The organism is Polyangium sorediatum (genome assembly GCF_029946465.1).
Classification (GTDB): domain Bacteria; phylum Myxococcota_A; class Polyangia; order Polyangiales; family Polyangiaceae; genus Polyangium; species Polyangium fumosum.
On record NZ_JARZHI010000009.1, the window covers coordinates 137,788 to 152,004 of the forward strand.

12 protein-coding genes are annotated in these 14,217 nt (G+C 70.8%); 4 read left to right on the top strand and 8 right to left on the bottom strand.

Going from position 1 to position 14,217, the window contains the following annotated elements; translation table 11 throughout:
* Positions 1–2: 2 nt before the first annotated feature.
* From QHF89_RS13585 to QHF89_RS13595, 3 genes are all read right to left on the bottom strand, one after another.
* A complete protein-coding gene (locus tag QHF89_RS13585; RefSeq protein WP_136969655.1) occupies positions 3–923 on the bottom strand; it encodes a hypothetical protein in 921 nt (306 codons plus the stop codon).
* A gap of 53 nt (positions 924–976) precedes the next feature.
* On the bottom strand, positions 977–2,956 hold the full coding sequence (locus tag QHF89_RS13590; RefSeq protein ID WP_284720445.1) for a serine/threonine-protein kinase: 1,980 nt from the start codon (positions 2,954–2,956) through the stop codon (positions 977–979).
* A 274-nt stretch (positions 2,957–3,230) separates the two neighbouring features.
* Positions 3,231–4,052: a hypothetical protein gene (locus QHF89_RS13595; RefSeq protein WP_136969657.1), complete on the bottom strand. Its 822-nt coding sequence runs from the start codon at positions 4,050–4,052 to the stop codon at positions 3,231–3,233.
* Between the two features lie 201 nt (positions 4,053–4,253).
* Here QHF89_RS13595 and QHF89_RS13600 point away from each other — a divergent pair, with 201 nt between their 5' ends.
* Genes QHF89_RS13600 through QHF89_RS13615 form a run of 4 tightly spaced genes read left to right on the top strand, consistent with a single transcriptional unit; the run spans position 4,254 to position 7,633 of the window.
* Positions 4,254–5,249 carry a 3-oxoacyl-ACP synthase III family protein gene (locus QHF89_RS13600; protein ID WP_136931294.1) on the top strand — a complete coding sequence of 332 codons (996 nt, stop codon included), beginning with the start codon at positions 4,254–4,256 and terminating at the stop codon, positions 5,247–5,249.
* Between the two features lie 10 nt (positions 5,250–5,259).
* Positions 5,260–6,108, top strand: a complete 849-nt coding sequence (gene nadC / locus QHF89_RS13605; protein WP_136969658.1) for a carboxylating nicotinate-nucleotide diphosphorylase — start codon at positions 5,260–5,262, stop codon at positions 6,106–6,108.
* Complete coding sequence (locus QHF89_RS13610; protein WP_136969659.1) at positions 6,105–6,962, top strand: biotin--[acetyl-CoA-carboxylase] ligase; 858 nt, start codon at positions 6,105–6,107, stop codon at positions 6,960–6,962. The genes nadC and QHF89_RS13610 overlap by 4 nt, the downstream gene beginning before the upstream one ends.
* Before the next feature lie 17 nt (positions 6,963–6,979).
* Positions 6,980–7,633: a radical SAM protein gene (locus tag QHF89_RS13615; RefSeq protein WP_136969660.1), complete on the top strand. Its 654-nt coding sequence runs from the start codon at positions 6,980–6,982 to the stop codon at positions 7,631–7,633.
* Positions 7,634–8,057: 424 nt separating this feature from the next.
* On the opposite strand, the gene QHF89_RS13620 is transcribed toward QHF89_RS13615, so the two are convergent.
* The 5 genes from QHF89_RS13620 to epmA form a co-directional block, all read right to left on the bottom strand.
* A complete protein-coding gene (locus tag QHF89_RS13620) occupies positions 8,058–9,008 on the bottom strand; it encodes a HEAT repeat domain-containing protein (RefSeq protein ID WP_136969661.1) in 951 nt (316 codons plus the stop codon).
* Entirely contained in the window at positions 9,005–10,885 is a 1,881-nt protein-coding gene (locus tag QHF89_RS13625) for a protein-arginine deiminase family protein (protein ID WP_136969662.1), read from the bottom strand. The genes QHF89_RS13620 and QHF89_RS13625 overlap by 4 nt, the downstream gene beginning before the upstream one ends.
* 160 nt (positions 10,886–11,045) lie before the next feature.
* A complete protein-coding gene (locus tag QHF89_RS13630; RefSeq protein WP_136969663.1) occupies positions 11,046–12,371 on the bottom strand; it encodes an MFS transporter in 1,326 nt (441 codons plus the stop codon).
* Between the two features lie 13 nt (positions 12,372–12,384).
* Positions 12,385–12,942: a hypothetical protein gene (locus tag QHF89_RS13635; RefSeq protein WP_136969664.1), complete on the bottom strand. Its 558-nt coding sequence runs from the start codon at positions 12,940–12,942 to the stop codon at positions 12,385–12,387.
* Positions 12,939–14,201: an EF-P lysine aminoacylase EpmA gene (gene epmA, locus QHF89_RS13640; RefSeq protein WP_284720446.1), complete on the bottom strand. Its 1,263-nt coding sequence runs from the start codon at positions 14,199–14,201 to the stop codon at positions 12,939–12,941. The genes QHF89_RS13635 and epmA overlap by 4 nt, the downstream gene beginning before the upstream one ends.
* Between the last annotated feature and the right edge of the window lie 16 nt (positions 14,202–14,217).

Sequence of the window (14,217 nt, forward strand, 5' to 3'; positions counted from 1 at the left end):
CCTCAAAACGGTTTGGGGATGCTCTTCTTCGTCGTGCCCGTGGGCCGCGTCGGAGGGGAGGTCGTGCCGGGCAGGTTGACCGTCGGGCGCGTGGGCGGGCTCGTCGACGTGGTCGTCGTCGGCGGCTTGGGCGTCGTCCCGGTCGTGGTCGTGGTCGGGATCTGCGTCGGCGGCTTCGTCGTGCTCGTCGACGTCGCGGTGGTCGTGGGCTTCGGCGTCGTCGTCGTGGACGGGGTGTGCACCGGCTCGTTCGTCGGGACGGGCGCTTCGCCCGTGGCCTCGGGCGGCGGCGTGTCTCCCATGGCGGGAGGATCGGACGCGACGGACACGGCGCTCGGCGTGGGGACGGGCGCGAGCGGGACGTCTTCGTCGCTGCTGCTGGGGCTGCGGCCCAACATGAAATAGGCGCCGAGTGTGAGGCTGCCGATCACGAACGCCGCGCCGAGCCCGATGGCGACGAGCGGCGGGCCGCCGCTGCCCGACGAGACCGCGCGGACCGGCGGCGGGGGCATGCCGTACGCGGGCGGCCCGCCCATGCCTGGGCCGGGCGCGCCGTAGGGCGCCGGACCAGGCGCGGGAGCGCCGTACGGGGCTGGCGCGCCGTAGGGAGCCGGTCCAGGGGCGGGAGCGCCGTACGGGTTTGCCGCGGGCGGCGCGCCGTAGGGCGGAGCGCCCGGCTGGGTGCCCGATCCCCCGCCGAAGGGGGCGCCTGCCGGAGGCGCGGCGGCCGGGTGGGCGGGGCCCTGCACGGGGGCGGCGTCGACCATCGTGGCGGGCACGGGGGCGCCTGCGAGGGGCGCGGGGGCCGAGTAGACGGGGGCTGGCGCGACGCCTGGGCCTTCGGGGCCGAACCAGGGCTCACCGACGATCGTTTTTCCGGGACCGTAGGGCCCGCCCGGCGGACCACCTTGCTGTTCGCTCATCTCGCCGACGTTCTCCTGGGCCTACGAGCTGTGCGCTGCGCTCGGGGACGAAATCAAGGGTTTTGCCCGGGGATCGGGATCCGGATGCGGGGCCGACCGCTCCCGCTCGTCGAGGGCCGCGGCGTGGGCGTGGTGTTCGTCGGCGTGGCCGTGGGGGCCGGCGTGGTGTTCGTCGGCTGCGCCGTCGGCTGCTGGCCCGGCATGGGGAAGGGGAGCGGGATCTGCGTGCTTCCCCAGGGGAGCGGGATGCCCGAGCCCCACGGGTTCGGGATGCCCGTCGGCGCCGTGCTCCCCGAGGCCGAGGGTTGCGGGGACGTCGTGGTGCCCGTGCCGGTCGTCGGGGGCTTCGTCCCGCCGACCGTGGTCGTCGTCTTCGGCACGGTGGTCTGCGGGGACGGCTGCGTCGGCGTCGTGTTCACCGGGCCCGTCGTCTGGACGGGCTGCGCGTTAGGATCCGAGGAGACGACCGTGGTGGTGGGCGGCGGCTGCAGCGCGACGGGGTCGTTCCCCTTCTCCTCTGTGCTCGTGAGCTTTTGCCCGAGGTACACGCCGCCGACGACCACGCCGGTCACGGCGGCCGCGAGCAGGAGCATCAGCACGACCGACGATCCGCCGCTGCGCTTCTGCTGGGCTTGATGCGTGGCCCGCGCCCCGATCGGGTTCATCGGGGTGGTGGGCCCGTAGCCGGGCGGCGCGGAATATCCGTTCGCGGGCGGGTATCCCGGCGCCCCGCCGTAGTTCGTCTGCACGGGCCCGTAGCCGCCGGACGGGAGGGCTTGCCCGACCGCGGTGCCGCCGGGCCGCGGCGACATGTCGTACCCTCCGGGCGGGGCTGTATGCGAGGCGAGGGGCGCGGCGGGGGCCGTGGCGTCGTACCGAGGGCTCGGCGTGAGGCTCGCGGCCAGGGGCTCGCCGATCGACGTGTGGGGCCCGCGGTGCGGCGCGTCGAACCCGCCGAGCGGCGTCGCGCCGACCTGGTACGGCGGGAGCGAGGGCTCACTCACCCCGGGCGGCGGTTTGTCGTCGGTGGGGGGCAGCGTCTTCGGGATGGGCGAGGCGCCCGTCTCGCCGGGCGTCACGGCGGCCGCGGGCGAGACCGCGGGCTTCGGCGTGACGGAGCCGGGCATGGGCGTGGCGACGGCTGCGCCGGCCGCGCCGCTGCGCGTGCCCATGGCGAAGGGCTCGAGCGCGCTGCGGAACTCGGCGACGGAGTTGTAGCGATCGGGGGGCTTCGGCCCCATCGCGCGGTGCACGACGCTCGCGAGCTCGGGCGGCACGTGGGGCGCGAGGTCCGTGAGCTGCGCGATTTGCCCGGTCAGGTAGGCCGAGGCGATCTGGTGCGGCTCGTCGCCGCCGACGGGCCTTCGACCGGCGAGCATCTCGAAGACCATCACGCCGAGCGAGAAGATGTCGGCGCGCGCGTCGACCGCGTCGGCGGAGTAGGCCTGCTCGGGGGCCATGTACTCGGGCGTCCCCATGATCACGCCGGGCCGCGTGAGGCCACGATCGAGCTCGCCCGTGACCTTGAGCTTGGCGATGCCGAAGTCGAGGAGCTTGAGGAGCGGCTCGCCCTTGGACCCGCGGGTGATCATGACGTTGTCGGGCTTGAGATCCCGGTGCACGACGCCCGCGCGATGGGCGGCCTCGACGCCGTCGAGCATCTGGCTCGCGTACTCGAGCGCGTCGGCGTACGAGAGCCTCTGGCCTGCGTGGTAGAGTTCCTCGTAGAGGGTCTGGAGGGTCTTGCCCTCCAGGTACTCCATCACGATGAAGGCCTGCCCGTTCGCGTTCTGATCGACGTCGCTGACCCGCACCACGTGGGGGCTCTGGATCTGCGCCGACACGCGCGCTTCCTGAAGGAAGCGCTGCACGAGGCCTTGGCGTCGCGAGAGCTCGGGGTGGAGGAACTTGAGCGCCACGGTGGTGCCGAGCACCTCGTGACGAGCCTCGTAGACACTACCCATCCCGCCATCGCCGATGACGCGGACGAGCCGGTACTTGTTGTTGATGACCTGGCCGACCTGAGGGCGCATGGGGACCTGTGCGGCGCTACTTTGGACGCGGGAGAGTGTCACAGCCCTATGGACGAACGACAAAGAATTTCGTCCTGTCGAATGACGCGGCGTGATCCTGCGCTCCCCGTGCGAGGGACCGGCAGGGCGGAAACGGGGACGCGCGCGGAAATCCGGGACGGCCGGTGAGGGCAGGGGCCCGGTCGCGGCGCGCGCGGCGGACATCGGCCCGAAGCCCTCGGCGCCGCGTGTTGAAAGCTCTCGTACAAGGGCGTGGGTGGGTATACGGAAGCGATTATCGAAGTGACGCCGGGGCGGAGCGGTCCCCGACGTCCACCCGGGCGCCGATCGCGTCCCGGAGCGCGTCGCCGAGCGGGTCGAGCACGTCCTGGGCGCAGATCATCTCGGAGCCCGCGGGCAGCTCCCCCGAGAGGAGCCACGCGCCGAGGTGCGCTTCGTCGCGCAGCACCGAGATCACCTCCGGCACGCCGTCCTTCATCGCCACGAGGGCCCCGAGGCTCGGGCCTTCGTGGAGGAGCTGCGCTTCCACCGCCGCGAGCCGCGCGACCGCGAGCCGCGGACGCTTGCGCGCGAGCGCCGCCCGCACGTGGATCCGCAGCGGCAGCTTCGTGTTCTTCTGGGCGCGCGGGAGCCTGTCGAGCGGCAGCGGCACGAGGCCGTCCGACGTCCGCAGCACGTGCCGGAGGCGGCTCCCCGCGGGCAGCAGCGCCACGCCTTCGAGATCCTCGTACGCGATCTCCACCGTCCCACCACGCACGAGCGGCAGCGCCGGGACCGTCAGCGTACGCAGCCCGAGCACGATCGCGAGGTCCTGCCGAGCGCCGAAGCGCCTCGCCAGCACGGCCGCATAAATCCCGCACGCGAGCAGCACCCCGCCGAACCCGGCGAGCGCGAGGCCCATCTTGCCGCCGCGCGTGATCCCGGCGGCGAGCCCGAGCGCGAAGCCGAGCACGAGGAGCACGGCGAACCCCCAAAGCGCGCGGGATGGGTTTCGCAGCGGCACGCGGAGCTCGCGCCCCAGACCCGCCGCCCCGAGCTCCGCGCGCTCGCGCCGGAGCTGCTCTCGTTCTCGTACCTTCGCCTCGCGTCCTTCCATCGTTCGTCGCTTTCCTCCCGGAGCCGCCCGAGCATGACCGAGAACAGCCGCGAAATGGAGCGACGAAGCGAACGCGGCGCCGCAAAAAATCATTCGCGGTTCAATGCCGTGCCCGCTCGGTCGGACGTAGTTCGTCCGCTGACGCACCGTGTCGGTCGTTATGCCTTTGATACCCGGCCGAGTCGCATTACGAGCGCAGGCATGCGTTCAGCGATTCTGGGCGTCGGCCATTACGTGCCGACCAAGGTGGTGACCAACGACGACCTCGCTCGCATGATGCCGACGAGCGACGAGTGGATCCAGCAGCGCACGGGGATCAAGGAGCGCCGCTTCATCGAGCACGACGGCATCGGCGCGAGCGACCTCGCCGTGCCGGCCGTGCACATGGCCCTCGAGCGCGCCGGTCGGAAGGTCTCCGACGTCGACATGATCATCTTCGCGACCCTCAGCCCGGATCACTTCTTCCCCGGCTCGGGTTGCTTCCTCGGCGAGAAGCTCGGCCTGCCCGGCGTGCCCGCGCTCGACGTGCGCAACCAGTGCTCGGGCTTCCTCTACGGGCTCAGCGTCGCGGACGCGTGGGTGCGCGTCGGGGCGTACAAGAACATCCTCGTCGTGGGCGCCGAGGTGCACTCGACGGGCGTGGAGTTCACCGAGCGCGGCCGCGACGTGGCCGTGCTTTTCGGCGACGGCGCGGGCGCGGCCCTCGTGGGCCCGAGCCCGTCGGACGATCGTGGCCTCGTCTCGATCCACCTGCACGCCGATGGGACGGGCGCGAAGGATCTCTGGATCCCCGCGCCCGCGTCGAAGCACATCCCGCGCATCACGTACGAGATGCTCGACAAGGGCGAGCAGTACCCGAAGATGATCGGCAAGCAGGTCTTCCGCTGGGCCACCGAGAAGATGCCCGAGGTGAGCCGCGAGGCGCTCGCCGCGGCCGGCATCGACATCAGCACCATCGACCTGTTCGTCCCGCACCAGGCGAACATGCGCATCAACCAGTACGTGGCCGACAAGCTCGGTTTGCCGCAGGAGAAGGTCGTCCACAACATCGAGCGGTACGGCAACACGACGGCCGCGACGATCCCGATCGGCCTCAGCGAGTCCGTCGCCGAGGGCCGCATCAAGGAAGGCACGACCGTGCTGACGGCCGCCTTCGGCAGCGGCTACACCTGGGGCGCGGCCGTGCTCCGGTGGTAAGAAGAGCCCGATGATCGCTCCCCCCCTGCTCGACGCCATCGTCGATCGCGCGCTCGAAGAAGACCTCGCCGGTGGTGATCTCTCCGGCGAGGCCTGCGTCGACGCAGAGACGCAAAGCCACGCCGCCGCCGTCGCGCGCAAGGCCGTCATCGCCTGCGGCGCGGAGGTCTTTCGTCGCGTGTTCACGCGCGTCGATCCGCGCTGCATGGTGGAGACGCTCGTGCCCGACGGGAAAGAAGCGCCCGCCGGCACGACGCTCTGGCGCGTGCGCGGGCCGGCCCGCGCCGTGCTCGCGTCGGAGCGGACGGCGCTGAACCTCGTGCAGCGCATGACGGGCATCGCGACGGTCACGCGCCGCTACGTCGACGCGGTCCCGAAGGGCGCGCGGACGCGCATCACCGACACGCGCAAGACCACGCCGGGCCTGCGCGTGCTCGAGCGCTACGCCGTCCGCATGGGGGGCGGAATCAACCACCGCAACGACCTCGGCAGCGCCGTGATGATCAAGGACAACCACATCATCGCAGCCGGCGGCATCTCGCGCGCCGTCGAGCGCGCGCGGGCGCACGCCCCGCACACGTCGCGCATCGAGGTCGAGGTCGACTCGCTCATGCAGCTCGAAGAGGCGATCGCAGCGGGCGCGGACATCATCCTGCTCGACAACTTCTCGACCGACGACGTCACCCGCGCCGTCGCGCGCGCAAAAGACCTGTCGCCGCGGCCGATCCTCGAAGCCTCCGGTGGCATCACGCTCGAGCGCATCACGGAGCTGGCGCTCGCCGGCGTCGACGTGATCAGCGTCGGCGCTCTCACGCACTCGGCGCCCGCGGCCGACATCGGGCTCGACTTCCAGCTTTGAGCGACCTCGATCCTCTCCGCATCGAAGCCGAGCTCGAACGGCTCGGCGCGAGCATCGGCCGGCCCGTCGTCGTCGCCTCCGTGACCGCCTCGACGAACGACGACGCGCGCCGCGCCGCAGCCGGAGGCGCGCCCCACGGCTCCGCCTTCCTCGCCGACGCGCAGACCCAGGGCCGCGGCCGCAGCGGCCACCGCTGGCACTCGCCGGCCGGGGAAAACCTCTACCTCTCCGTCGTCCTTCGCCCCAAGCTCGCCCCGCAGGCGTTGCCCCCACTCGCGCTCGTCCTCGGCGTCTGCGTCGCGCGCGTCGTCGACGAGGTGCTCGGGTCGAGCGCAACAAGCGTCGCGCACGCCGGCGTCAAGTGGCCGAACGACGTGCTCGTGGACGGCAAGAAGCTCGCGGGGTTGCTCGTCGAGACCGCCCTGCGCGGCGGCAAGATCGACGCCGTCATCGCAGGCATCGGGCTCAACGTGCACGCCGCCTCGTTCCCGGAGGAGCTCGCCCCCCGCGCGACGTCCCTCCACGCGCTCGGCGGACGTAGCCTCGACCGGTCATCGATCGCCGCACGTCTGCTCGCAGAGATCGGCCACGTCGCGCGCATGTTCGAAGCCCACGGGCTCGGCCCCTTCCTCGCCGAGCTGGAGGACCGCGACGTGCTCCGCGGGGTCCCCCTCGACGTCTCGGGAGTCTCGGGCACAGCCGCAGGCATCGATCCCGAGGGCTACCTCCGCGTGATCGGGAGCGACGGTACCAAGCACCGGATCGGCTCCGGGAGCGTCACGACACACGGCCCCCTCGGCTCGCCAGGCGCGCGGATTCGCCGCGGGCCTGGCGCCGGCGAAGCCGCGGGGTAAGAACGTCCCCCCCGGCCGTGAAGGAAGACACCCTCGTCATCCACGAGATTTATTCGAGCATCCAAGGCGAATCGACGTTCGCCGGGCTGCCGTGCACGTTCGTGCGTCTGACCGGCTGCAACCTGCGTTGCGCCTGGTGCGACACGACCCAAGCCTTCTACGGCGGAAAACGAATGCCACGCAGCGAGGTGCGAGAGAAGGCGCTCGCCTTCGGCACGCCGCTCGTCGAGCTCACAGGCGGCGAGCCCCTCCTGCAACCCGGCGCCATCCCGCTCCTACAAGATCTCTGCGACGCAGGACGTACGGTCCTCGTAGAGACGAGCGGCGAAGCCGACGTCTCCCGCGTCGATCCCCGCGTCCACAAGATCATGGACCTCAAAGCCCCCGGCAGCGGCGAGTCCCACCGCAACCGCTGGTCGAACCTCACGCACATCACCCCACGCGACGAGATCAAGTTCGTGCTCTCCGATCGCGTCGACTACGAGTGGATGCGCAGCGTGATCCACGAGCGCGAGCTCGCACAGCTCGGCTGCACGCTGCTCGCCTCCGCCGTGTGGGGCAAGCTCTCGCCAAAAGATCTCGTGGCCTGGGTCCTCGAAGACGCCCTGCTCGTGCGCGTACAGGTCCAGCTCCACAAGGTGATCTGGGGCGCGGACACGCAAGGCGTGTAGCGCCGCGCCGAGGAGGGGCGCCGCGCCGGGGTTTCACCCCGGGCCCCGTCTGTTCAACGATGGGGCTGCGCTCGGCAAGCCGAGCTACGCCCCAAACCCCGGGGTTGTCCACCCCTGGACCCGGACCAGCGAGGCGCTGGACCCGGGTCGATGAACTGCGCGATGCGCAGTTCATCGAACAGCCAGGGTCAAGACCACAGGCGACCCTGCCCATCGAGACAGCAGCGCTGACGGCTCGACCGGCAACGTGCCCGTCGCCAGCTCGACACACACGTCCATGGTCTTGCCACCGGCCCGTTGGAAGAACTGCGCATCGCGCAGTTCTTCCACCCTCGGTCCAGGCCGTGCCTGGTCCGGGTCCCGGGGCGGACAGCCCCGGGTGGGGTCTGGGGCAACGCCCCAGCGCAGCGGCCCCAGGGGTCGTTCAGCGCCGGAGCGGGCTGTTCCGGAACCGCTCGACCAGCGCGTCGAGTGCCGCTTGATCTCCCGGGCGAGCGCCGCGCTTGGCGGCTTCCGCGAGGTCCGGCGTTGATGCGTGATCCACCATCAGCACGGCTTTTGTGATGGCCACGCGTGCGTCGCCTTCGTAGCGCAGGTACGAGGCCACGAGTGCGCGTGCTGCGGTCGCGCGTACGACGGCTTCTTCACCGCTTGCTGCGATGATGGGCGTCTTCCAGGCCCAGGCCGAGCCTACGTCGCCGAGGGATCGGGCTACGAGGATCGCGGTCTCTGCGTCTGGGTGCGCGAGCAGCGTGGAGGCGAGCGCCTCGGCCACCACGAGCCTTCGGCAGTCGCCCATCCCTGCGAGCACGCCCTTCTGCTTCGGGCCTTCTTTTTTCGCCAGGGCCACGAGCTTCTGCGCGGCTGCGTCCGTGCCGAGCTTGCCCAGCGCCGAGGCCGCGGCGCGCACGAGATCCGTGTGCATCTCGGTCGTGTCGATGATCGCGAAGAGCACCGGCGCGGCGCGGCCGTCTCGGAGCGAGCCGACGGCTTCCACGAGGCCTACGCGCCATGCGTGCCATGCGTCGTCGGGCATGTCGCCGCGGGGCTTTGCCTCGATCGCGAGCTCGTTCAGCATCGGCAGGAGCGCGTCCTTGCCGAGGCCCTTCAGGATGGCTGCGACAGGCACATAACGACCGCGCTTCTGCGCGTCGAGGGCGGGCATGTCTTCCCGCAGCCGCGCGAGCGTGTCGAAGGCGGCCGGGTTCTCGCGGCGCGCGACGCCGATCGCCTGGACGAGCGTCGCCCGATCCTGCGCGGCGAGCCGCTCCGGCCCGATCCACACGCCATCGGCCGCGTTCGCCGCTCCCGTGAACGCCGAGAGCATGAGACCTGCTGCGACCAGGCTGATCCCCAGGATACGTTTTGCCTTCATAGAGCACCTTCCCACCAGGGGTTCGCTTCCGGCACGACCCGCGTCGTGTTCGACCCGCAATGCACCTCTCCGTCGTTGCGGTGATAGAGGTTCCAGTTCTCGATGAAGCTCACCGTGATGCCGTAGGGCTTGAAGGCCTCGACGAGCTGCGCCTCGAAGATGTCCTGACCGTTGATGTTCGGGCCGTGTGGCTTCGGCGGGCCGAAGACCGTGTCCGAGAGGTAGATGCCGTTCACCGTGCCCGGCTGGTAGGCGACCGAGTAGCCCTGCGCCGGCTGATGCAAGAACGGGATGCGGATGATCTCGGCGTCCGTGATGCCCGTCTCCTGCTTCAGCACCTCGAGCTGCTCAGCGACCTCGACCGCGGACGACGCGCTCTCGTTCATCACGTCGGGGTCGTTCAGCACCTCGTCGATCGTGACCTCCGCGGGCGAGTTCCCCCACCAGTATTTGCCGATGAACATGCGCACGCTGCCGTGGCCGGCCGCCTTTGCTTCCTCGAGCATCGACTTCGCGAGCCCCGCGTCGTTCAGGCCGAGCGCCCAGCCGCGCGGCGTGTTGGCTTTGACGAACGTCGTCGTCTCGTCGACGTGCCCGACCAGCAGCCACTCCGTGCTGATGTTGATGATGGGCTGCGCGTTCTGCGCGCTCACCATGCGATCGAAGCTCTTGTCCGGATAGTACGTGGGCGTCGAGCCGCGCAGCACCCGCCCGTTCGGGTAGCTCTTCCCGTCGTGGGTGTAGGGCGGCACCGTCTCCAGGTTCCCGAACGAGTTCAGCGAATCCATCCCGTTCGAGTGCTGCGGATCGAACTGCGCGAGGGCGCCGATGTCCTTGCCGCGGAGCGCGAACACGATCCGCCCGGCGCTGCGCAGGCTGCCCGTGTGGTTCGCCGAGCGGACGTTCACGTGCATCACGTGTTGCTTGCCGCCCGCGCCGGGCATCGAGGTGTACGCGGTCTCGAAGTAGTCCTGCGTCCACTGATCCGAGTTCGCGTACTCGTAGAGCGGCTCGGAGAGACCTGCGGTCTGCATGGCCGCCTTCAGGTCGTTGCGGAACGCGGTCGACGAGGCCTCTCCCTGGACGTTCGCTGCGTAGATCGTGCGCGCCGGGTGGAGGTGGTGGCGGAAGAGCACCGGCGCCACGCGGAGCCGCACGGAGTCCTTCTCCTCCGGCATCGGCGCGCCCGAGGGATCGGTGCCCGTCACCGTCAGCGAGACGTCGACGAACCCGTCCCACACGGCCGTATCGCGCGTGATGTCGCGCGCCTCGATCGCCAGCTCGACGCCGGCCGCGAGATCCGCCTGGCCGAGCTTCGTCGCGGGATCGAAGAACTCGAACGCGCCGGCTTCTGTCTTCCGGAAGAGCCGCACCTGCTCCGGCGCGCTCACCGTGATCGTGCCCGTGGCGTCGGCGTAGGCCGCCGGCCACGGCGCGGCCACGATCCGCGCGAGGTCGGCGAGATCCTCCTCGCCGTTCACCACCGTATCGGCGGCGTCGTTGCACCCGATGAGCTGCGCGTCGTTCTGACCGCCCGCGGGGCACTGGTCCTCATCGTCGTCGATGTTGGCGAGGAAGATCGCGCCGTGCGCGGCGTCCCACGTGTCCTCGCCTTGATCCTCCGTCGGATCGTTGAAATCGATCGTGCCGTTGCGGTTCACGTCGGCGCGCAGATCGACGGGGCCCGTGGGCCCGCCGCCGCCTTGCCCCGAGCCGCCTTGCGCGGCTCCGCCCTGTCCCGCGCCGCCTTGTCCTGCGCCGCCCCCGACGCCTGGGCCCGAGCTGAGCCCGAGATCCTCGTCCGCTCCGCCGCACCCGGCCGCGAGCGCGGCTCCGGAGAGCGTCGCGGCGCACAGCCACGTCCATCGTCTACGCATTCGTTTCACCTCGAACGATTGTCCGTCCTGCGTGAGGCATCGATGTAGGCCGGCGAATGCCTCGCCGCAACGACCGAATCGTTACGAAATGTGTCCGTTCACGTGACGTAGGAATTGTTCGCCGAGTGTGCTCTCGACGGGAAAACACGCGCCGTGGAACTCACGCCGGCGTTGCAGTCTGTGCGTCTTTTTCCCCGCGGAAGTAAGCCTCGGCCTTCTTGGGATTGCAGAGGAGCAAGAGCGGGATCGCCACGACCTGGACGAACGCGGCGATGAGGATCGCGCGCGAATACCCCATGCGATCTGCCAACCATCCGCCGTACCACGCCGTGAACGAGTAGCAGAGGTTCGTCATGGCCATGTAGGCCGTGAAATGGGTCGCGCCGAGCGCCGGGTTCGAGATCGTCATGAAGAAGCCGAGCGTCGCCGCGCTGTACATGCAGTACGCGAACTGGTGCGCCACCTGGTACGCGACGAGGAAGCCGAACCGCGGCCAGAGCTCCGGGTGCGCCCCGAAGATCGCCATCACGAGCCCGATGAGGAGCATGCTCACGGCCATGATGCTCCGCTTGCCGAAGCGATCCGCGAGCGCGCCCCCGACGAGCGAGCCCACGACGCCCGCGGGCGCGTCGAAGGTGCTGAGCGCCCAGAGCGCCTCCTCGGAGAGCCCGAGGTCCTTGCGGTAGAGGCGCGTCGTGAAGGTGCCGACGAGCGCGAACCCGGCCGGCGCGCAGAAGCCGATGAGGAACCCCCCGAGCCCCGGCCAGAACCGCAGCGTACGGACGAGCTCCTTCACGTTCAGCCGCTTGCCCTCCGGCGCGAGCTCGGCGCTCTCGCTGCGAGGTCGCTCCCGCACGAGCAGCGGCACCAGCATGATCACCCACACCGGCAGGGCCATCGTGACGAACGTGGCTTCCCATCCGATGTGCTTCGCGAGCTTCGCACCGCCGGCGCCGATCGCGACGCCGATGATCTTCGCGGCCCACATGATGCTGTTGGCGCGTCCGGTCTCGTCGGCCGGCAGGATGTCCACCGCGAGCCCGTCCGACGCCACGTCCTGGAGCGCGGCGAACGAGTTGTGGACGAACAAGAGCACGTTGATCACGCCGAGTCGGTTCGGATCCGCGGCGGCGAGCGCGAGCAGCGGCAGCCCCATCAGGAGCTCGGCGAGGAGGATGAACGGGCGCCGCCGGCCGAACCGGCCGCCGCGGTACCGATCGAGCAGCGGCCCGAGGAAGACCTTGAAGCTCCAGGGCAAGTAGGCGATCCCCATGACCGTGCCGAGCGCCTCGTTGCTGAGCCCGCGATCGATCAGGAAGACGCGATAGCCACCCGCGAGAAACCCCCAGGGGATCCCCTGCGCGAAGTACATCAAGCCGAAGAAGACGAAGCGGAGGATCCGGCTGTCCGCGAGCGTCTTGCCGCGTGGCTTCGGCGGAGCGGCCGCCTCGGGAGCAGCGTAGAGGTTCTCGGCCGGCTCGCTCATCGCGCCGAGGCTATCACGCCTCGTCGTCGCCCGAGGTCTCCGGGGCGGAGCGATCCCGGAGCCGCGGGAAGAGCGTCGCGCGGATCGACGCGGCCGGCTCGCCGAAGAGGGCTTCGAGGCGCGTGTACACGACGCCGACGAGCCGGCCTTTCGGCGGCCGAAGCGCGGCGTGCACGAACGTCACGTCGATCGTGATGCCCGCGTGCGCCGAGGCGTCCGCCGCGAGCTCGCTCGCCCGTTCGTGGCCACGCGCGCGGTCCTTCGTCGTGCGGATCCGGAGATGCAGGCCCGCGCGGAGGAGCGCGTGGTAGCTCGCCATCCACGCCATCCACGGCTCGATCGCGCCGCCCGCGCGGGCCGCCCGGAGCGCGGCGAGGCGCGCGTCGACGACGTCGAGCGGCAGCGTGTCGAGCTCGTGCAGCGCGCCCGGGAAGCGCTCGGCGAGCGCCTTGAACACGGCCCGTGCGGGTAGGGGCTCGCCGCGATCCCGGGCGCGCCGGAGCTCCGCGATCTCGGCGTATTTGCCTTCGAGCGCGGCGAGCGCCTCTTGGCTCGGCGCGGACGTCTTCACAACCAGGCGTACGGGAAGGCCGTGACGTCGCCGATCGCGCGCGCGCCGAGGCCGAGCGCGATCAGCCGATCGATCCCGAGCGCGTTGCCGGCCGCGGGCGGCATGCCCTCCGTGAGCGCCGCGAGGAAACGCTCGTCGATCGGATACACGGGTTTGCCCTCGGCGCGCCGCTGCGCCTGATCCCGTTCGAAGCGCGCGCGCTGCTCGACCGGATCCGTCAGCTCGCCGAAGCCGTTGCACACCTCCACGCTGCCCACGTAGAGCTCGAAGCGCTCGGCGACACGCGGATCGTTCGGGCAGAGGCGCGCGAGCGACGCGAACGGGGCCGGGTACTCCACGAGGAAGACCGGCCGGCCGAGGCGCGCGAGGCTCGGCTCGACGTGCTCGACGAGCAACCGAAAGAAGCGGTCCTCGTCCTCGCTCGCCATCGTGATCGCCTCGTCCGCGCTCGTGCCCGCGTAACGCGCGAACGCCTCGCCGACGGAGATCCGCTCGAACGGCGCCGCAAGATCCACGCGTGTCCCCTCGACCTCGATCACGTGTGTCCCCGCGAGCTTCGAGACGACCGACCGGACGAGCTCCTCCGTATCCGCGACGACCGCGTCCATCGACGCGAACGCCCGGTACCACTCGAGCATCGTGAACTCGGGGTTGTGGCGGCTGCCGATCTCGCCGCGGCGATAACACCGCGCGAGCTGAAAACAGCGCGGCACGCCGCCCGCGAGCAGGCGCTTCATCTGGTACTCGGGCGACGTGATGAGCCAGAGCGGGCGACCTTCGGGACTACCCTCCACTCCGAACGCATCGAGGTGCAAATCGAGGCCGGGGCAGGGGACCATCGAGGGCGTCTCGACCTCCAGAAATCCCCGGCGCACGAAGAACGATCGCACCTCGGCGAGCGCCTCCGCACGTGCCCGGAGCGCGCGCCCCACGCCGCGAAACACGAGACGCTCGGTCTCCGTCGCCGGCGCCTCGCTCGCCGCGCCCCGCGAGACGTTCGGCGTGTGCGGCGTGTGCCGCTCGATCACGCGGCCCCCGGCGAGCTTCCCCGCGACGAACGAGGCCTCGACGATCGCGAGATCCGCCGGTGCGAGAGAGCCCTCCGCGAGCGTGATCGTCACGCGCGCGAACGCGTCGGCGAGGACGATCTCGTCGCCCACGACGTCGAGGACGCGGCCCGCCACGCGGATCGGCCCCGGCGCGCCCGCGAGCGTGTCGAGATCACCCGGGGCGAACGGCGAATCTTGAGGTTCGGTCACGTCGGCACGCGCGGGG